The organism is Pseudomonas sp. WS 5011, assembly GCF_012985775.1.
In the GTDB taxonomy this organism is placed as follows: Bacteria; Pseudomonadota; Gammaproteobacteria; order Pseudomonadales; family Pseudomonadaceae; genus Aquipseudomonas; species Aquipseudomonas peli.
Window position 1 is genome coordinate 1 of the sequence record NZ_JAAQXA010000007.1, and the last position, 19,412, is coordinate 19,412.

The window sequence follows — 19,412 nt, forward strand, 5'->3', positions numbered from 1 at the left end:
GAAGGAGTGGGGGCAACAGCAGCTGCGCTGGTAGACTTATCCACAGTTGCTGGTAACAAAATCAGCAATCCGCCCTGGGTCAAATTTCAATCGGCAGGGTGGGTCAATTTTCCATCAGCGCCAACACCAAGGGGAAACACCTAACCCCTTGAATTTAGGATAACGCGCTATAACTGCTTTTTTCGGGAGACGGCGGGAAACAACCAGAAACGTGCTTTTTACTGCCTCATAATCCTTTGGTCCACGGTTCGAGTCCGTGTGGGCCCACCAAACAGCGTTAGTAGAATCAACGGCTTGCACAGTCCCTGTGCAGGCCGTTGTTGTTTACGGGGAACGATATAAGCAGCGCCTGATAATGCGCCGGTTCAAGGATGGCGAATCGAATGAGCGCCAGGGCTACACTGGCCGGGTTTCGGGTCGTGGACCAGACACCACGCCCTACAGTTGTCGATCACCATCTCTGGCGCAATGTACTTATGACCTTGCATGACTTCTCCCACGCGGCTCGTAGCTGCATCTATTTGATACTCACACTGCTGTTGAGTGCCTGCGCCACATCGGGATTGCAGCAGCGGCAGGCTGAGTCTGCGCTGTTGGCCAGTAACGCGGGCTGGCAGCCTGTCCTGCTGGATACCGGCACATTTGTGCTGACGGCCTTTGTGCCACCTGGCCTGCAGCAGGCTGCGACATTAACCGCATATATCGAAGGAGATGGCCTAGCATGGCTCAACAGCAGCACGCCCTCGCGCGACCCTACACCGGTGAATCCGATAGGCCTGAAACTGGCCATGCGCGACCCTTCAGGTACGGCGGTCTATCTGGCGCGACCTTGCCAGTATGTCGCCCTGAACGACAAGCGCAGCTGTCAGCGCAAGCATTGGACGAATCAACGTTTCTCGCCTGAAGTGATCGCCGCCAGCCTCGATGCAATCGAGCAGCTCAAGCAGCACTTTGCCGCGCAACACCTGGTGATGGTGGGCTATTCCGGTGGGGGGGCAGTCGCCAGCCTGGTGGCGGCGCGGCGTGAGGATGTGGACCAACTGATCACCGTGGCCGGCAATCTCGATCATGAGGAGTGGACCCAGGACAAGCACTTATCGCCCTTGGAGGGCTCGCTGAACCCGTCTGCGGACTGGCAGCACCTGCAAAGGTTGCCGCAGACGCATTTTATCGGCGCTCAGGACAGCATCATCAGCCCTGCCATTGCGCGCGCTTATGCCGCACACTTTCCGCCCAGCGCGCCGTTGAAAATCCGAACGATCAAGGCCTTCGACCATCACTGTTGCTGGGTAGAACAATGGCCAGACCTGCTTAAGGAAGCCATGCCCACACGCCCGGCTGATTCAACACCAGTCGATAGCGTACGCCACTGATCACTGCTGCATCGCCAATCACCCCTATAACGTTCCTGCGGTGTTTTCTCTGGAGCATAAAAAACCCCAGCGCAGTGGAATACGCTGGGGCCTGGGGGTGTGACGCGTGGACGGCTTAGATGTCCCAGCGCAGCTTCACTGATGCCGTTTGATTGAGGAAACCCTCGCTGTGCTCGGTGTCGTAGCGTAGAGACACTTCGACACCTTGCTCGGTGCTGTGGATCAACCCAAGGCCGCTACGCTGAGACCATGGACTCGAATCAAGCCCACGGGTGGTGAAGCCTGTACCCGGCTCTGCAGCGAATGCAGAAGTGATGCTGGTATTGTTGTTCAAGACGTCATAACCCACACCTAGGTTAGCTACAACGCTGGTGCCCGGCATGAATTCATGACTCAACTTGCCATCCAAACCTACGATCATTTGATCTGTGGTTTGCGAGTCGACTTTGAGGTTGGCGCTGGAGCCTTTCTCGGTATAGCTCTCGTCTTTAATCCAGGTGTAGTCGGTGCGAACAGACGGCGTGAACGCGGTTTTTTCGCTCAGCTCGAACGTCCGCGCCAGGCCAATACCGGCAGTGGCCAGGCGGCTGCTGTAATCCGCTTTGGCGGTTTCGCCGAGGAAACGAATGTCGCGCTTACCTTGCGTATTGTTTTGGCCAATACCGACCTGGAAATTCAACTCTGTATTCTGATCCAGGCTATGGCTGCCATAACCGAGCAACTGATACATATCGACATCGGCGCTATTGGGCGCGACGTTAGAATTGCCATCGATATTCGAGTTGGCATAGGCAAACGCCACACCGACACGCGTGCTATCAGATACGGTACCGTCAGCACCAAGCACAATACCGGAGGTATTGGCGTCAAAGCCGGATATGCCGCTGCGGTCATCCTGCCCGGCCCATGAGCCGAACGGCTTCAGCCAAACGTTACGATCGCCATAAAACTCGTCGCCTGACGACATACCGCGATTGGATGCAATGCGCGACTCAATCACCCGGCTGATACCGCCAAGCGCCGCACGCGAGGCGAGGACGGTATTCGCGGTAAGCAGAGGCGTTGTCTGAGAAATAGCATCAGAGACTTCCTGGCTGGTACCGAGCTGGCCCAAAGCGTCGATAAGCGTCTGCATGTTGGGGTTGGTGGTGCCACGATCGATAATCGTGTCGAGTGCACCGGCAGCACCACGAGCGCTTGGGTTGTTATTGCTATCGACCGCATCGACGGCGGTTAACGCTTTGACCAATTTGAAATCGATATGACCGTTTTCACCTTCAGTGGCAATGCTCTGGAAGTTGAACAGCGCACTGTTGTCGTCGACCTGGGCAAAGTTGCCAGTGAGTTCAGAAGCGCCGAGCACCCGGCTCAGCGTCTGCCCCACCTCCAGGGTGTTGAGTTCCTGAACATCGACAAAGGCCGTGCCGGCGATGCTGGCAGTGCCGCCGACGAACATCTGGCTGTACTCGTCTTCGCCGTCGCCCGAGGCCATAAGGCGCAGCACGCCGGAGTCGGTCTGGGTAAAGTCACCCGACACGTAGCCTGCAAAGGAATCCATCGGCAGATCGATGGTACCGGCGTTGGTAACGTTGACCGAGCTGCCACCGCTATACAGGTGGCCGCGCAGTACACCACTCGGCCTGTTGTTGATGGTGCCGCCACCCTCGGCATTCAGAGCATAAATCGAATAGGCCTGCCCGACATCAGAGCTGGATATAACACCCTCGATCGTGCCGTAGTTATTGAGCTCACCGCCCGACATGTTGGAAATCCTGACGCCAACTGCCTGGCCACCGCCCGAACCGGCTACGTCAGCAGTAATGGTGCCATGGTTATTCAGCGTGCCCGAAAGGCTTTGCATATTCACGCCCGCGACCACTCTGTAGACGTCATCCGTGCTGGTGGCACTAATCAGGCCATTGTTGGTCAGGTTGCCCAGCAGGTTGCCGTTGATCTGTACGCCTGCAACCGACCTGCCGCTGAAGGTAAAGGAATCCTCACCCAGCCCGCTGGAAAGTATGCTGCCGTTGTTGGTGAAGCTACCCAGCACCCCAGAGCCACCGGTGTCTTCACCCAGGTTGCCGAAATACAGCACAGCCGGCGTATCGCTGGCACTGACGGTAACGCCCTCCTGCACGACCACGGTGTCCGAAAAATAGGGCGTGCACTGCCCCTGGTTGGAACTGACGGTCGGGCCACAATCGGCAACGGCGTGGGCCTGAGAAACAAAAAGACCGTTGGCGCACAGGGCAGCAATGGCGCTACTCAAGGCGGCAGTTTTCCACTGTGGGCGGGGCGACCTGGCATGAGGCATGAGGGATGCGTCCTTTATTAAAAATTGTTGGGCTGCAGTGATGCGGATAGTATCGATGTGCCAGCAGGCCCACCAATTTTATTTGCTACACAACTAATACACAGCCCTCCGCCCGACGAGCCGCAGCCGCTATGGCGTGATGTGCAGTGTTATCTGCGCTTGATTACGCTCTTCGTGTCGTATGCAACGGCACACGTCGGCAGCGTTCTGTTGTGGTAGCCGGGGCTAGAATTCTTCTGCCGCTCAACACTCCTTACAGGCCATCGCTGTGAACTACATCGTTATCGAAAACGCTCTCCCGGCTGATCTGCTCAGCGCAATGGCGGCGGCCATCCAGGCCGGTCCTTTCGAGAGTGGCAAGCTGACCGCGCATGGGCTGGCTCAGGCGGCCAAGCATAATTTGCAGCTAGCGACTGCTGAACATACGCCGTTGCTCGACAGCGTTGCCGCTGCGATCCACGCCCATCCGGTAGTCCAGGCATTTGCTCTGCCACGCGCCATGGGCCGAACGATCATCAATCGTTACGAAGTGGGCATGGAGTACGGTCTGCATGCTGACGCGGCATACATCCAGGACGTGCGCACCGACGTGTCCTTCACCCTATTTCTCGATGACCCCGTCACTTACCAAGGCGGCGAACTGGTCATCAGCACAGCGGCACAAACCTTTACCTTCAAACTCCCGGCAGGCAGCATAGTGCTCTACCCGGCGGGAGCGCTTCACCGCGTTACGCCGGTCATACAAGGGGTGCGTCACGCAGTGGTGGGCTGGCTGCAGAGTCGAATACGCGATGCCCATCAGCGTGAAATCATCGCCAAACTCAGCCTTGTACCTCGCACCCTTAGCCAGGACCCGCAGCACGCTGCACTGGTCACACAGACCGGACAGTGCATTCAGGAACTGATTCGCATGTGGGGCGACTGAGTCGCTGAGCTGCAGTCGCACTCCTTTGTACCAAGTCTTTGTTGACGATTGCGGCTTGATTATCGCGAATAAAAGCTAGGCGCCACCTTCGTCCCTGCAGGGCTGCAACAGCCAATTTCGACACTGTCTTTTCAATGCTGTTTAGTGGACACCTTGCTTTGTATGAACCAATCCTTCTTCCCTGTCGCCGGTTTTCAAGGACGCTTGCGTCAACCCGAACAGACTCTGCGCCTACAGCTGAGTCACTGCCCCCAGTCCATCGACTGGCTCGGTCTTGACCAGTGGCTAAGCAACAGGCTGGGACTGTCGTTGCAACCACCCGCACACGAGCTACCTGTCTTCGCGGAAGAACTTGGTGCAACCGCTGATGTAGTGGCTGTACTTTGGCGGATTCTGCAGGTAGCCGCAGAGCTGCAGCGGGTAGCACGCCTTCCGGTGTTCGAACCCGGGCAGCTGCTCAACGTACAGGCCGACAAAGCGCGACCGGATGGCTGGTTGGCCGATGTCTGTGTCCCCTATATCGACTACGTGCCCGCGAACAAGACGCGTCTAGTTTATGAAGCGGCCACGCTAATGGTGCTGGGCGTTGCGAGCGCACCGGCGAATTTTGTGGAAACGGAGCCGCTCTACCAGCAGCTAGAAATCAAAGTTCTGCAGCCGCTGCGCGCGGCAATGCCGGTAGGCAAATCGACACTGCCGCTGCTGGCCTGCGCCCATGAACGGCGCATCCCATGGCTTCACTTAGGCGCTGGCGTGTTTCAGTTGGGCTGGGGCGCGCAGAGCATGCGCATGCAAAACAGCAAGGTGGGCTCCGATTCGGCCCTAGGCGTCGCGGTGGCGCAGAACAAATGGGTCGCCGCCGAATGGATGCGCCATGCAGGCCTTCCTGCCCCGCACAATCGTCTGGCTACGAACGAGCAGGAAGCGCTGGCTGCACAAGCCGTCCTAGGTTGGCCGCTGGTGGTAAAACCGGCTGACCGTGACCGCGGTGAAGGCGTGGTGGTGAACATCACCAGCCAGGCACAGCTACTCAACGCCTTTCGACACGCCCTCACGCTCAGCTCGCAGATACTCATAGAACGCCAGGCCGACGGTGTATGCCACCGTGTGCTAGTGGTACGCGGCCAGGTGATCTATGCGGTCAAGCGCTTGCCAATTGCCGTGTGTGGCGATGGCCAACAGACGGTTGCGCAGCTGGTACACAACGCCAACCAACAGCAACAGGCGCTGCCGAGCTGGGCGAGGGCACCGCTTTATCCCAGTGATGAGCTGACCAAAGCTTGCCTGCAACAGGTGGGCCTCAACTTGTCGAGCGTTCTTGCTGCAGGCGCATGGGCGTCGCTCAGACCAATTGAATCAACCGAATGGGGCGGGCTCGACGAAGACTATTCAAGCCGCTTGCACCCTGATAATGCCGCCCTTGCCTGTCGCGCAGCCTGCCTCTTTGGCCTCGATGTAGCCGGTATCGACATCATCTCACCGGACATTACCCAGCCCTGGCATGCCAATGCGGCCATCCTCAACGAGGTGAACTCGTCACCCGTATTAGGTCAGAGTGAAAGCTCGCGACGAACCCTGCCGCAGGTATTGAAGAGTCTGCTACCAGAGCAAGGGCGTATCCGTATCGAGGTCTTTGTAGGCGCAGACCAGGCCCTGGAAATGGCCCGTGCGCAGCAACAGGCATGGCAGGTACAAGGCATTGCCGGCTACCTGACTAGCCACAACCTGACTCTAACTCCCTCAGGGGCCGAGTTGCACCTGACACAGGACAGCCTTTTCTCCCGCTGCCAGGCATTGCTCGCAGATACTCACGTAGAGGCCATCGTGCTGCTGGTGCAGACTGACGACCTGCTGCAAACCGGCCTGCCCGTCAATGATTTGCAAAACCTTATCCACAGCGGTGAACCTCTGCTCTGCGCTCAGTCAGATGGCTTGCCGGCCACGACCGAGCGCACCCAACAGGTCATCGCTTTTCTGCAGAGACTGACGGCCCGCTAGAATCCACAGTGACCACACATGAAAAGCCGCGCATTGCGCGGCTTTGTTTTTTCTCTTGATTGGTTATTCAAGCCGTCAGCCATTCTGCCTCTCCACAAACGCAGTAAACGCTTGCAAGGGCAGCGGCTTACTGAACAGGTAGCCCTGAAACTGCATGCAGCCGTTACTGAGCAAAACCTGCTGCTGCGCGTCGGTTTCTACACCTTCGGCAATCACGTTCATGCCCATGCTTTGTGCCAGGGCGATAACGGTGCGCACGATGGTTTGGCTGCTGGTATCGGTGAGCAGGTCGCAGACGAATGAGCGATCGATTTTCAGGGTGTTGAGGGGCAAGCGTTTGAGGTGGCTGAGGGACGAGAAGCCGGTGCCGAAGTCGTCCAGGGAGAAGCGCACGCCGCGCTCAACCAAGGCGTTCATCTTCCGCAGCAGGTCGTCGATGTCCTGCACGATCAGGGTTTCGGTCAGTTCCAGGTCGAGGCGGCGGGCGTCGATGGCGTGCTCGTCGATCAGCCGCAGCATGTCCGCCACAAAGTTGCTTTGGCGAAACTGCTTCTGGCTGATATTCACCGCCAAACCGATGTCGGCGTAGCGTGGGTCGTCCTTCCAACAGCGCAGCTGGCGAACGGCCTGCTCCAGCACCCATTGGCCGATAGGGATGATCATCCCGGTCTTTTCTGCATGGTCAATAAACTCGCCGGGGCCGAGCAAGCCACGCACGGGGTGTTGCCAGCGGATCAACACTTCGGCGCCAATGACCTTGCCAGTGCTGTCGAGCTGAGGTTGGTAGTGCAGCACAAACTGCTGCTCGCGCAGTGCTACGTCGAGGTCGCTGTCGAGCATCGAGCGTTCAACGGCATCGCTTTGCAGAATGTGCAACAGCACAAACAGCATCAGCATGGCGGCAATGCCCTGCACCCAGGAGCCGCTGATTCGCACCTCATCCGGGAGGTGATAAGCCGTTGTCGGGCTCCAGGATGAAGAGGCCAGGGCGGTAAACAAACTCAGGCAGAGCAAGGCAACGCCATAGCGCAACCAGATCGGCTCATCGCGAAAAGCCATCAGCGCAGCGACGGCAATCGGCAGCAGGTAGAGATGCGTGGCGCGCGGCGCGGCGGCGGTGTGCGGGTCCATCAACAGGGTGGTGCCAACGATCACCAAAATGATCACGCCGAACAGCAACATATTGGCCTGGCGCACCTGGTTGCGCAGCGTCAGGGTAAACACACCCATGCCGCAAAGGATCATCGCCAGGTCCATCAAGGCAACCCCCCACTGCCCACGCAGGCTGAAGAAGATGCCCCAGAAGCTGCCCACCAGCAGCAAAACCAGGCTGGCCAGCATGCGCATACGACGCTCGCGGCGCTGCCCAATCAGGGCTAGATCGGGTGAGTACCAGAGCTTGATCACCTGCTTGAGGAAGGCAGAAAAAACGGTCATTAAAAGTCCCTGTTTGACCCGTTACTTCGCCAAGGAAGTCGCCCTCGGGCATGCCGACATAGCGATTAATCGATGGGCCGATCTGAGTGTAGACGGCGTAACAGAGGCGCTATGACCGATTACCATGCAGCGACGTTACTCGCCGGCATGCTCGGCACTGTGCCGACCAACCACGCAGTTACGGCCCTGCTCTTTACCGCGATACAGGCGCTGGTCGGCGCAGCGGTAAAGCTGCTCGGCGCTACTGCCATCGGCGGGCCACTCGGCAAGGCCGAAGGTGGCGGACAAGGGAATGTCCTGGCCGCCATAACGCATTGGTTGGCTACACAGTTGCGCACGCAGGTTTTCCACCAAGGGTTCGGCGCCGCGGCCATCGGTGTTGCGCAGCAGCAGCCCAAACTCTTCACCCCCCAGGCGACCCAGCGTATCGGTGGACCGCAGCCGATGGCTGAGGCTGTTGCAGATGTGCCGCAGCGCTTGATCGCCAGCATCGTGGCCGTACTGGTCATTCACCGCCTTGAAATAGTCGATATCCAATACCACCAGCACCAGCTTGGCCTGGCTGCGTTTCGCCTCGCGGATGCTCTGCTCCAGGCTTTGTTGGAAGCTGCCACGGCTGGCCACACCGGTCAGCGCATCGGTGCGCGCCATATGCTGCAACTTTTGATAGGCAGTGGCGCGACGGGCTTCGTAGAGGTAGACGAAGACCAGAATCATCACACCGCAAAACACGGCGTTACCCAGGTCGATCAGGCTTTCGGCATCGCGCTGAACCGGGTAGGTGTACAGGTACAGCAGGCAAGCGCCGATCACAAAAGGCAGTGACAGCAAGCTGCCGCGCTTGAGACCAAGCAGCAGGTAGGACAGCACGGGAATGCTGTAGACCCAGACAAAGGCAGTTTTCGAGGCGTTGGGGATAACGATGATGTACAGCAGAAAGCTGAAGGTCGGCACCAGGTAAAGGTAGATCCAGGGCAATAGATTGCGCACCCGGACAATCCGCCAGGCGCCCCACAGTAACGTTGCGGTGGCAACCAACTCGAAACTGGCGAAGAGGTAGTTACCGGCCATAAATTGCAGCGCGCAGAACACTCCGAGGGTCAGCCCGGTACTGGCAAAGATCATACGGATCAACGAACGCTGACCGACGTCCTGCAAGTCGTCGACGGCGGCGTTGCTGTCACTGCCCGGTTTGGTTCGCGGTCGAAAAAACATGGCCCGGCGCTGCATGGGTGGCGGTTTGATGGCTCACTGTGCCTCAACTGCCAGGGCCTTGACCAGATAGGCAACGTGCGAACCGCCGATCACGGGCGGTTGACTTGCCCGCCAAAGCCCTTAAAGTGCCGCCCCATGCACACGCACATTTGCCCAATTTCCGCGTTTTATTACGCCCTGCCCCCTCTCACCAGGCGGTAGATGCGTTGTTGCATGTCCGATCCGCCTGAGGCGGCCCGGATAGCACACCCTCACTCCAGTCTCCTCAGGCCTTTGCCTTAACCAGGAGACACGTATGCCCAGTAACACCTTTGATCTACTCGACCAGCTCGCTGCCCGTGGTTTTATCCACCAAAGCACCGACCTCGATGGCCTGCGCCTGGCGCTCAGCCAGGGCCCGATCACCTTTTACCTCGGTTTCGATGCCACGGCGGACAGCCTGCACGTCGGCCATTTGCAAGCCTTGATGCTGATGCGCCACCTGCAGCGCGCCGGGCACAAACCGATCCTGCTGATCGGCGGTGCCACCACACGCATCGGCGACCCGAGCTTTCGCGACAGCAGCCGGCCGGTGCTGACGGAAGCACAGATTCAGCACAACATCGCCGGGATTACCGGCTGCTTTGCCCGCTACATCCAGCTGGGCGATGGCCCCAGCGACGGCCTGGTGGTGGACAACGCCGACTGGCTGGACGGTATCGGCTACCTGCAGTTTCTCGATCAAGTCGGCCGGCACTTTTCCATCAACCGCCTGCTGACCTTCGACGCCGTGCGCAACCGCCTGGAGCGTGAACATTCGCTGAGCTTTCAGGAGTTCGGCTACACCCTGCTGCAGGCCCACGACTTCACTGAGCTGGCGCGTCGGCACAATTGCACCCTGCAACTGGGTGGTGCCGACCAGTGGGCCAATATCATCAATGGCGTGGAACTGGGCCGGCGCCAGGGCTGCCAGCCGCTGTTCGGCCTGACCATGCCGCTGCTGACCACCCGTGACGGGCGCAAGATGGGCAAATCCGCCAGCGGCGCGGTGTGGCTGAATGGCGACAAGCTCTCGCCGTACGACTTCTGGCAGTTCTGGCGCAATTGCGATGACGCTGACGTGGGGCGCTTTCTCGCCCTGTTTAGCGAACTGCCGCTGGATGAGGTAGCGCGCTTGAGCGCTCTCGAAGGCGCCGAGCTGAACCAGGCGAAAATCATCCTGGCCAACGCCACCACTGCCCTGGCCCATGGCGAGCAGGCCGCACGCGACGCCGCAGCCACCGCCCTGGCGCTCTTCACGGCGCAGGAAACGGATGCCGAACTACCGCAACTAAGCGTTAGCGCGGAGGATCTGGCAGGCGGTCTCAGCCTCACCGACCTGCTGCTGCGCCATAACTTGCAGCCCTCACGCAGTGCAATACGCCGCCTGGCGAGCGGCGGCGGTCTGCTGTTGAATGGCGAACGCCAGAGCAACCCGGACCAGCCGTTGCAAGCCTGGCAGCTGGGCCGCCGGCTAAGCCTGGGCAAGAAGCGTCATTACCTGCTGCAGTCGCGGTGACGCAGATCTGCGGCTGATCGCGCACATGACACTCTGTACTTACCGGCGACGTACATAGCGCCGCCGGTTGCCCCCTGCGCGCAGCGCCACCCATAATCGGCCGCACCTGATTCTGGATGTACCGCGCCCATGGCCATTGCCCGCGACGACCTCGACCAACACGGCCTGATCATTGGTGTTTCGCCCGAGCGCTTCCGCGCCGTGGCCATGCCGCTATTGTTCGACCATCTGAACGCGCAATGCGAGGGCACCATCGCGGTCAACCGGCAGGCGCGGATTGTCTGGATCAACGACAAGTACGCCGAAAAGGTTGGCATCAGCGACCCGCGCAGCGTACTCGGCAAAGAGATCGAAGACGTGCTGCCAGCCAGCCGCTTGCGCGAAGTGGTGGAAAGCGGCCAGCCGAGCATGCTCGACCTGATGGCCTTCGGCAGCGAACACTTTGTGGTCACCCGTATTCCGTTGCGCGATGAGGACGGCACCCTGGTCGGCGCGCTGGGCTTTGTGCTGTTCGACCGCGCCCGTCACCTCAAGCCGTTGATGGCCAAATTCAATACCCTGCAGAGCCAGCTGGTCGCCACCCAGCACGAATTGGCTAAGGCGCGCCGCGCGCGTTACACCATTGCTGGGTTTATCGGCGCCAGCACGGCGGCCAGCGAAGTCAAACGCCAAGCCCGCCGCGCCGCACAACTGGACGCCACAGTGCTGCTGCGCGGCGAAACCGGCACCGGCAAGGAGCTGCTGGCCCAGGGCATCCACAACCTGTCGCCACGGGCCAATGGGCCGTTTGTCGCGGTCAACGTCGCGGCCATTCCGGAAACCCTGGTCGAGGCCGAGCTGTTCGGCACCGCGCCCGGCGCCTTTACCGGCGCGGATCGCAAGGCGCGTATCGGCAAGTTCGAGGTGGCCAACGGCGGCACACTGTTTCTTGATGAAATCGGCGACCTACCGCTGCCGTTGCAGGCCAAGCTGCTGCGCGTATTGCAGGAGCAGGAGGTTGAGCCGCTGGGCTCCAATCAGGTCAAACCGTTGAATGTGCGAGTGATCGCTGCCACGCACATTGATCTAGAGGCCAAAGTCGCCGCCGGGCAGTTCCGCGACGACCTCTACTACCGCCTAAACGTGCTGACCCTGCGTGTACCGCCGCTGCGTGAGCGCCGCGAAGATATTCCAGCGCTGCTAGAGCACCTGCTCGACGATATCGCCAACCGCTCCACTCAGGCCCCGCTGGAAGTCAGCGACGACGCCCTCGCCCTGCTGAGCGCGCAACCCTGGCGCGGCAATGTGCGCGAGCTGCGCAACCTGCTGGAGCGCGCGCAATTAGATGTCGATGGCCACCTGAATGCGTCGGCTGCGCGGGCGCTGCTGGTTGACCCGGTGACGCCCGCGGCGCACACCCCTGCACCGCAGCCAGCGACCCGCGTGACGCAAACATTGGCGGAGCAACTGGCACAGGCCGAACGCCAGGCGCTGATCGACGCCCTTCAGGCTACAGCCGGCAACCGCCAACAGGCTGCGCAACGCCTGGGTATTTCCCGCGCAGGGCTGTACGCCAAGCTGGCACTGCATGGGTTGGGTAAGCACGACTAAGCCAGTCGCGCGGCTCCCAAAGCGGGCGCAATTCACTCTAGGAACGGCGGGGGTGCCTAACCCTTGGCCACGATGTTTCTGAACAAGCCAAAGATCGCGGGCAAGGAACTAGGCGCCCCGCGCCTACAAAAGCGGAAGTCCATAATTTTGGACTTTAAGCCCATCAAGCAATCCAAGTTTCTGGACTAATTCCAAAAATAAAGACACATCGTTCTCCCCTGGCAACCCCGCCAAACCGCCTAATCCCCACGCAACCCTTTAAGCACAAGCCTTTCAGCCACCTAGACCAAAGTCGTAGCCCTGTCTGGCACAGCTTTCGCTCTAGTCTGCTCAACGCTTTGTCTCGCTGCCTGGCTTAACGAGCAAGCTCATCAGCGTCGCCACAGAGCGGTGCTTAAAACAACAACAAAAGGAACCAGCCATGGGTACCCTAGGTATTCTGATTTCCCTCGCATTGTTGATGTACCTCGCCTACCGCGGCATCAACGTGCTGATCCTCGCCCCTCTGCTCGCGTTACTGGCCTTGCTGTTTGCCGGTGACATCCACCTGCTGCTGCCCACCTACACCCAAGTGTTTATGAAGGCCATGGGCGGCTACGTGATTCAGTTCTTTCCGCTGTTTCTGCTGGGCGCGCTGTTCGGCAAGTTGATGGACGACTCGGGATCGGCCCGCGCCATCGCCCAGGGCATCGTCGCCAAAGTCGGCAGCGAGCGGGCGATCCTGGCCATCGTGCTGGCGTGCGGCATCCTCACTTACGGCGGCGTGTCGCTGTTCGTGGTGGCGTTTGCCGTGTACCCGATTGGCGCAGCGCTGTTCCGTGAAGCGGGCATTCCCAAGCGTCTGATCCCCGGCGCCATCGCCCTTGGCTCGTTCACCTTCACCATGACCGCGCTGCCCGGCACCCCGGCAATTCAGAACGCCATCCCCAACCCGTTCTTCGGCACCGACGCCTTCGCCGCGCCGGGCCTCGGCGTTATCGCCGGCCTGATCATGTTCGGCCTCGGCACCTGGTGGCTCACCGCACAGTCGCGCAAGCTGATGGCGGCGGGCGAAGGCTATGGCGCACATCGTGATGACCCGGTCGCCGAGGACAACCGGGCGATCCCGGGATTCTGGCTGGCGCTGCTGCCGATCTTCGTGGTGATCGTGCTGAACTTCCTGATGGCCAAGCAGATTCTGCCGAGCATCGACACCAGCTACCTGGCCAAGCCGGAATTCGGCGGCCTGCAAGACGCTAAATCGCTGATCGGCATCTGGTCGATCATCGTCGCCCTGAGCGCGGCCATCCTGCTGTTGATCGCCATGCACTGGCAGCGCTGGATGGACCTGAAAAAGAGCGTCAACGACGGCGCCTTCGGCTCCATGCTGCCCATACTCAACACCGCTGCTGAAGTGGGTTATGGCACGGTGATCGCCTCGCTAGCGGGCTTTGTGATCATTCGCGACCTTGTGCTCGGCGTCTCCGATAACCCGCTGATCTCCGAAGCCGTGGCGGTAAACATCCTCGCCGGCATCACCGGTTCAGCGTCCGGCGGCATGTCGATTGCGCTGAAAACCCTCGGCGAGCAGTACCTGACCATGGCCAATGCCGCCGGCATCAGCCCCGAGCTGCTGCACCGCGTCGCAGCCATGGCCTCTGGCTGCATGGACACCCTGCCGCACAACGGCGCGGTGATATCGCTGCTGGCGATCTGCAAGCTGACGCACCGTGAGTCGTACAAATTTATCTTCGTTAACACCGTGGCGTTCCCGATGGTGGCGCTGGTGGTCGTCATCACCCTGGGCACGCTGTTCGGTAGTTTCTGACGGGCCTGGCATGGCGCCCCTGTGCGCCATGCCGCCTCTACTCAATGTTGTTCAATCGCTTTCGAGTACCCGCTATGAGCAAGATCATGACCGCCGCCGCTGCGGTGGCGCGCATCCCGGATAACGCCAACCTGGCCACCGGCGGCTTCGTCGGCATCGGTTTCGCCGAGCAGATCGCCATCGCGCTGGAGCAGCGCTTTCTCGCTGAACAGGCACCGCGCGACCTGACCCTGGTGTATGCCGCTGGCCAAGGCGATGGCAAGGGCCGCGGCCTTAACCACTTGGCCCACGAAGGCCTGGTGCGGCGGGTGATCGGCGGTCACTGGGGCCTGGTGCCGGGGCTGCAGAAGCTGGCGGTGGAGAACCGCATCGAGGCCTACAACCTGCCGCAGGGGGTGATCTCCCAGCTGTTTCGCGATATCGCCGCCGGCAAGCCGGGGCAACTGTCGCGGGTTGGTTTGGGCACCTATGTCGACCCGCGCCACGGCGGCGGAAAGCTCAATGCGCGGACCACCACCGAGCTGGTGCGGCTAATGCCGATCGATGGCGAGGACTACCTGTTCTACCCGACATTCCCCATTCACGTGGCGGTGGTGCGCGCCACCAGCAGCGATGCCGACGGCAACCTGAGTTTCGAGCGCGAGGCGCTGACCATCGAGAGCTTGGCCATCGCCATGGCCGCACGCAACTCGGGCGGGGTGGTGATTGCCCAGGTCGAACGCATCGTCGAACGCGGTTCGCTAAATGCCCGCGAGGTGAAGATCCCTGGGATTCTGGTGGACTGCGTGGTACTGGCCGAGCCGGCCAATCATCAGCAAACCTTTGCCACCGCCTACAACCCGGCCTTCGCTGGCGAAACCCGCGTGCCGATGGACAGCCTGAAAGCCATGCCGCTGGATGTGCGCAAACTGATCGCCCGCCGCGCGGCACTGGAGCTGAAAGCCGGTGCGGTGGTCAACCTCGGCATCGGCATGCCCGAAGGTGTGGCCGGGGTTGCGGCCGAGGAAGGCGTGATCGAGCGCCTGACCCTGACCGCCGAACCCGGCGTTATCGGCGGCATCCCCGCCTCGGGGCTGGACTTCGGCGCGGCGAGCAACCACAGCGCGCTGCTCGACCAGCCCTACCAGTTCGACTTCTACGACGGCGGCGGTCTGGATATCGCCTTTCTCGGCCTGGCTCAGGCCGATGCGGCGGGCAACCTCAACGTGTCCAAGTTCGGCTCACGCCTTGCAGGTGCGGGCGGTTTTATCAATATCAGCCAAAACGCCAAGCAAGTTGTGTTCCTCGGTACCTTCAGCGCAGGGCCGCAGGATATCCGCATCGAGGATGGCCAACTGCACATCATCAAGGATGGCGAGCTGTGCAAGTTCGTCGCCGAAGTCGAGCACCGCACCTTCGCCGGCCACCAGGCTGCCGAGCGCGGCCAGCCGGTGCTGTATGTCACCGAACGCTGCGTGTTCCGCCTGACCCTGGACGGCCTGGAGCTGATCGAAGTGGCGCCGGGGGTGGATATCCAGCGCGATATCCTCGACCGTATGGACTTTCCCCCCATCGTGCGCACGCCGCAACTGATGAATGCGCAGCTGTTTCTGCCGCCGCCGATCGGCCTGAGCGAGCAACTGAACGCTGATTAACATTTGAGTGTGAGTTTACGGGCCCGCTGGGCCCGTTTTTTTGCCCGGATTTTGCTGTACGCCTTAGGGGTGAACCACGCCTCACCGTTCCCACGTGGGTAGCCGAGGCGAACGCCAATGCGTGGACATACAGCGATTTTTACCCTAGGTTTTTTCGCCCAACTTATGCCGCGCGGCATACAAACACACCAACTCCATCGCCACCGTTGCACCAGCCAGAGCGGTGACTTCCGCGTGATCGTAAGGCGGCGAAACTTCCACCACATCCATGCCAACCAGGTTGATGCCGCGCAGGCCACGGAGAATTTCCAGCGCCTGATGGGTACTCAGGCCACCACACACCGGGGTGCCGGTGCCGGGGGCAAAGGCTGGGTCGAGGCAGTCGATATCAAAGGTCAGGTACACCGGGTTATCAGCGACCCGCGCGCGGATCTGCGCGGCGATCTGCTCCGGCGTGCTGCGGTGCACCTGGCGTGCATCCAGCACCTGAAAGCCCATCACATCGTCATTGGTGGTACGCAGGCCGATCTGCACCGAACGCGATGGATCGACCAGCCCTTCGCGAGCGGCGTGATAGAACATGGTGCCGTGGCTGACGCCTTGCTCGCTGCCGTCGAGATCCGGCCAGGTATCGCTGTGCGCATCGAAGTGCACCAATGACAGCGCGCCGTGTTTACGCGCATGAGCCTTGAGCAGCGGGTAGCTGATGAAGTGGTCGCCGCCCAGGGTGAGCATGGCGCAACCGGCCTGGACGATATGCTCGGCGTGCGCCTCGATGGCGGCCGGAATTTTGTGCGGCAGGGCGTGATCGAAATTGCAGTCGCCGTAGTCGATCACCGCCAGGTGGTCGAAGGGATCGAACTCCCAGGGATAATGCCGTTCCCAGGCGCTGGTGATCGATGCCGCGCGAATCGCTCGCGGACCGAAGCGGGTGCCGGGGCGGTTGGTGGTGGCGGTATCAAACGGCACGCCGCTGACCATCAGATCCACACCGGCTAGGTCGCGGCTGTAACGCCGGCGCATAAAACTGGTAACGCCGGCGTAGGTCGGCTCGGAAAAAGTGCCGTAGAGGCTGTCGCGGGTGAAGGCCAGGTCGTTGCCGTTGAATGCTTCCATTGCCTTGTCCTCAATACTGACTGCGGAAAGTGGTCCAGATGCGCGTGCGCTCACGCTGTTGGCGCAGCGGCATCAATTGCTCGGCAAACAGGCGTGAGCGCACCGTTTCACCTGGGTAGATATCGGCATCGCCGCTGATCGCCGGGTCGACCAGTGCCGTGGCAGCCTGGTTGGCGTTGGCGAAGAACACGCTGTTGGTCAGCTCGGCGATGGCCTCGGGGCGCAGCATGTAGTCGATAAAAGCATGGGCGGCCTTGGGGTGCTGCGCATCGGCCGGAATGGCCATGGTGTCGAACCACAGCAGCGTGCCTTCACGCGGGATGCGGTACTGCACCTCGAACGGCTGCTTGGCCTCAGCCGCGTTGGCCGCGGCCATGTAGGCGTCGCCGTTGTAGGTCAGCGCCAAGCAGATTTCGCCCTTGGCCAGGTCATTGATATGCCGGCCGGCACCGACGTAACGCAGGTTGGGTTGCAGCTGGGTGAGCAGCTGCGCCACTGCATCGAGGTCGGCGCGCTCGCTGCTGTAAGGGTCTTTGCCGAGGTAATTGAGGGCAATGCTGATCACTTCCTGCGGCGAGTCGATCACCGCGATGCCGCAATCCTTGAGCTTGCTGGCGTACTCGGGCTTGAACAGCAGATCCAGGCTGTTCAGCGGCACGCCGGGCAAACGTTGTTCCAGCGCCTGAAGGTTGAAACCCACGCCAACCGTGCCCCAGGTGTACGGCAGGCCGTACTGGTTGTCGGGGTCGGCACTGGCGAGCTTGCTCAGCAGCGCCGGATCGAGGTTCTCCAGATGCGGCAGTTGCGTGCGATCCAGCGGTTGCACAGCTTTGGCCTGAATTGCCCGCGCCAAGCCGCTGGAGGCCGGGAAGACCACGTCATAACCGCTGCCGCCGGTCAGCAGTTTGCTGTCCAGGGCTTCGGCACTGTCGAAGATGTCGTATTTGACCGTGATCCCGGTTTCGTCCTTGAAGCGCTGCAGGGCTTGCTCCGGCAGGTAGGCGGACCAGCTGTACAAGTTCAGGGCTTTCTCTTCGGCCTGAGCGGCGAAGGCGCAACACAGCAGCAGCGGAACAAGGGCCTGACGCATAGGAATGACCTCGGTAAAGGGATGAGCTGGGCACAGCTTGCCTGTCGGTTTGCTTAGCTTAAATATGAAGTGTTCTACTCTGGCATCGACATTCATCAATGTTAGGTGCCGTCATGCTCAGCCAGTTACGCGACCTCGACCTGCAGTTGCTGCGCCTGTTCGTCACCGTGGTGGAGTGCGGCGGCTTCAGTGCCGCCCAAGGCGAACTAGGGATTGGTCAATCGACCATCAGCACGCAGATGGCCAAGCTGGAAACCCGCTTAGGTTTTCGCCTGTGCGAGCGCGGCAAGGGCGGCTTTCGCCTGACGCCCAAGGGCGAACAGGTGCTCAGCGCCACGCGCAAACTGTTCAGCGCCATCGACACTTTCAAGGGTGAAGCCCAAGGCATGGCCGACAAGCTCTTGGGCGAGCTGCGCATCGGCCTGTCGGAAGGGCTTGCAGCCAGTGTGCTGGAGCAAGTGGCCGAGGCCATTGGCAACTTTCGCGGGCGAAACCAGGCGGTGCAGATCGAGCTGCTCACCGCCATGCCGGCCGAGCTGGAACGCCGCCTGCTGCAGGGCCAGCTACACGTGGCGATTGGCTATTTCTCTGGTAACCAGACCGCGCTCGATTATCAGCCGCTGTTTCGTGAGCGCCAGGTGCTGTTCTGTGCTGCCGGCCACACACTGTTCAATCGCCCGCAGATTCGCCTGGAAGACCTGCAGCAGGCTGATCGGGTCCAGCATCCTTATCGTTTTGTGCAGGTGCACGAACCGTTACAGAGCAGCACCAGCTCGGCGCAAACCGAGCAGGTTGATGGTGCACTGGCGTTTATCCTCTCCGGGCGGCATATCGGCTACCTGCCCGAACATATTGCCGAGCCTTGGCAGGTCCGTGGGCGCCTGAGGGCAATCGAAGCTGACAACCTCGGCTTTGACGTGCAGTTTCACCTAACCAGCCACCGCGGCCAGCACCCCGGCGATGCGCAGCGGGCGTTTGTCGAGGACCTGCTGCGGGCATTCGGCGTCAGCCCACCCGCCTGCCCTTAATGCCTAGGCGCGTGCTCACATGCAGACGCCTGTTGCAACTGCGTACTCAGGCGGTCAATCGCAGCAATCGTCTGGCTGATGTCGTGGTGGATGCTCAGCACGCCGAGGCACGGCCAGAGCGATGCATCAGCCGATAGCGGCTCGGCCTCCAGTTGCAGCTGTGGGTCAAAGAGATCGTGGGTCAGGGGAAGCAGGTGCATGACAGGCTCCTTGCCGGACAACCCGGCGTGACGGTTGAGGTCAGGAGGCAGTAAACAAGTGACCAATCGGCCGAGGGGTAGGTCTTGTTGCTATGGCCTCAGCATCGGCGACCGACGTGACAGGTTGATGACCACGCGGAGCCTGCCG

The 19,412-nt window shown here is 60.8% G+C and carries 14 protein-coding genes; 8 read left to right on the plus strand and 6 right to left on the minus strand.

The window, feature by feature from the left end; all coding sequences use genetic code 11:
- The first annotated feature begins 476 nt into the window (after positions 1-476).
- Positions 477-1,373, plus strand: a complete 897-nt coding sequence (locus HBN63_RS09485; RefSeq protein WP_170049229.1) for an alpha/beta hydrolase — start codon at positions 477-479, stop codon at positions 1,371-1,373.
- Between the two features lie 115 nt (positions 1,374-1,488).
- Here HBN63_RS09485 and HBN63_RS09490 read toward each other — a convergent pair whose 3' ends face one another.
- Entirely contained in the window at positions 1,489-3,642 is a 2,154-nt protein-coding gene (locus HBN63_RS09490; RefSeq protein ID WP_170049230.1) for an autotransporter outer membrane beta-barrel domain-containing protein, read from the minus strand.
- Positions 3,643-3,955: 313 nt separating this feature from the next.
- Here HBN63_RS09490 and HBN63_RS09495 point away from each other — a divergent pair, with 313 nt between their 5' ends.
- A complete protein-coding gene (locus HBN63_RS09495; protein ID WP_170049231.1) occupies positions 3,956-4,612 on the plus strand; it encodes a Fe2+-dependent dioxygenase in 657 nt (218 codons plus the stop codon).
- 162 nt (positions 4,613-4,774) lie between these two features.
- Entirely contained in the window at positions 4,775-6,610 is a 1,836-nt protein-coding gene (locus HBN63_RS09500) for a hypothetical protein (protein ID WP_170049232.1), read from the plus strand.
- A gap of 75 nt (positions 6,611-6,685) precedes the next feature.
- Here HBN63_RS09500 and HBN63_RS09505 read toward each other — a convergent pair whose 3' ends face one another.
- The gene (locus HBN63_RS09505; RefSeq protein ID WP_170049233.1) at positions 6,686-8,047 is read right to left on the minus strand and encodes an EAL domain-containing protein; all 1,362 of its coding nucleotides are present in this window, start codon (positions 8,045-8,047) and stop codon (positions 6,686-6,688) included.
- Positions 8,048-8,182: 135 nt separating this feature from the next.
- Positions 8,183-9,262 carry a GGDEF domain-containing protein gene (locus HBN63_RS09510; protein ID WP_167146893.1) on the minus strand — a complete coding sequence of 360 codons (1,080 nt, stop codon included), beginning with the start codon at positions 9,260-9,262 and terminating at the stop codon, positions 8,183-8,185.
- Between the two features lie 295 nt (positions 9,263-9,557).
- Here HBN63_RS09510 and tyrS point away from each other — a divergent pair, with 295 nt between their 5' ends.
- The 4 genes from tyrS to HBN63_RS09530 all read left to right on the plus strand — a co-directional run bounded on the left by tyrS (position 9,558) and on the right by HBN63_RS09530 (position 15,830).
- Complete coding sequence (gene tyrS / locus HBN63_RS09515; RefSeq protein ID WP_170049234.1) at positions 9,558-10,799, plus strand: tyrosine--tRNA ligase; 1,242 nt, start codon at positions 9,558-9,560, stop codon at positions 10,797-10,799.
- 129 nt (positions 10,800-10,928) lie between these two features.
- The gene (locus HBN63_RS09520; protein ID WP_170049235.1) at positions 10,929-12,389 is read left to right on the plus strand and encodes a sigma 54-interacting transcriptional regulator; all 1,461 of its coding nucleotides are present in this window, start codon (positions 10,929-10,931) and stop codon (positions 12,387-12,389) included.
- Between the two features lie 421 nt (positions 12,390-12,810).
- Positions 12,811-14,196 (plus strand): GntP family permease, encoded by a 1,386-nt coding sequence (locus tag HBN63_RS09525; protein ID WP_167146883.1) that lies wholly within the window; start codon positions 12,811-12,813, stop codon positions 14,194-14,196.
- Positions 14,197-14,270: 74 nt separating this feature from the next.
- Positions 14,271-15,830 (plus strand): acyl CoA:acetate/3-ketoacid CoA transferase, encoded by a 1,560-nt coding sequence (locus HBN63_RS09530; RefSeq protein WP_170049236.1) that lies wholly within the window; start codon positions 14,271-14,273, stop codon positions 15,828-15,830.
- A 144-nt stretch (positions 15,831-15,974) separates the two neighbouring features.
- On the opposite strand, the gene speB is transcribed toward HBN63_RS09530, so the two are convergent.
- Positions 15,975-16,946 (minus strand): agmatinase, encoded by a 972-nt coding sequence (gene speB, locus HBN63_RS09535; protein ID WP_170049237.1) that lies wholly within the window; start codon positions 16,944-16,946, stop codon positions 15,975-15,977.
- Between the two features lie 10 nt (positions 16,947-16,956).
- Complete coding sequence (locus tag HBN63_RS09540) at positions 16,957-18,036, minus strand: polyamine ABC transporter substrate-binding protein (RefSeq protein WP_170049238.1); 1,080 nt, start codon at positions 18,034-18,036, stop codon at positions 16,957-16,959.
- A gap of 113 nt (positions 18,037-18,149) precedes the next feature.
- Between HBN63_RS09540 and HBN63_RS09545 the strand changes: the two genes are divergently transcribed.
- Positions 18,150-19,064, plus strand: a complete 915-nt coding sequence (locus HBN63_RS09545) for a LysR family transcriptional regulator (protein ID WP_170049239.1) — start codon at positions 18,150-18,152, stop codon at positions 19,062-19,064.
- Here HBN63_RS09545 and HBN63_RS09550 read toward each other — a convergent pair.
- Positions 19,061-19,264, minus strand: coding sequence for a hypothetical protein (locus tag HBN63_RS09550; RefSeq protein WP_170049240.1), 204 nt, complete (start codon positions 19,262-19,264; stop codon positions 19,061-19,063). The two genes, HBN63_RS09545 and HBN63_RS09550, sit on opposite strands and share 4 nt — an antisense overlap.
- Positions 19,265-19,412: the final 148 nt, after the last annotated feature.

Coding starts and splice junctions, on each gene's coding strand:
- HBN63_RS09525 (WP_167146883.1), top strand. CDS start 12,811: ATGGGTACCCTAGGTATTCTGATTTCCCTCGCATTGTTGATGTACCTC.
- HBN63_RS09520 (WP_170049235.1), top strand. CDS start 10,929: ATGGCCATTGCCCGCGACGACCTCGACCAACACGGCCTGATCATTGGT.
- HBN63_RS09545 (WP_170049239.1), top strand. CDS start 18,150: ATGCTCAGCCAGTTACGCGACCTCGACCTGCAGTTGCTGCGCCTGTTC.
- HBN63_RS09500 (WP_170049232.1), top strand. CDS start 4,775: ATGAACCAATCCTTCTTCCCTGTCGCCGGTTTTCAAGGACGCTTGCGT.
- HBN63_RS09485 (WP_170049229.1), top strand. CDS start 477: ATGACCTTGCATGACTTCTCCCACGCGGCTCGTAGCTGCATCTATTTG.
- tyrS (WP_170049234.1), top strand. CDS start 9,558: ATGCCCAGTAACACCTTTGATCTACTCGACCAGCTCGCTGCCCGTGGT.
- HBN63_RS09550 (WP_170049240.1), bottom strand. CDS start 19,264: ATGCACCTGCTTCCCCTGACCCACGATCTCTTTGACCCACAGCTGCAA.
- speB (WP_170049237.1), bottom strand. CDS start 16,946: ATGGAAGCATTCAACGGCAACGACCTGGCCTTCACCCGCGACAGCCTC.
- HBN63_RS09505 (WP_170049233.1), bottom strand. CDS start 8,047: ATGACCGTTTTTTCTGCCTTCCTCAAGCAGGTGATCAAGCTCTGGTAC.
- HBN63_RS09510 (WP_167146893.1), bottom strand. CDS start 9,262: ATGTTTTTTCGACCGCGAACCAAACCGGGCAGTGACAGCAACGCCGCC.
- HBN63_RS09540 (WP_170049238.1), bottom strand. CDS start 18,036: ATGCGTCAGGCCCTTGTTCCGCTGCTGCTGTGTTGCGCCTTCGCCGCT.
- HBN63_RS09530 (WP_170049236.1), top strand. CDS start 14,271: ATGAGCAAGATCATGACCGCCGCCGCTGCGGTGGCGCGCATCCCGGAT.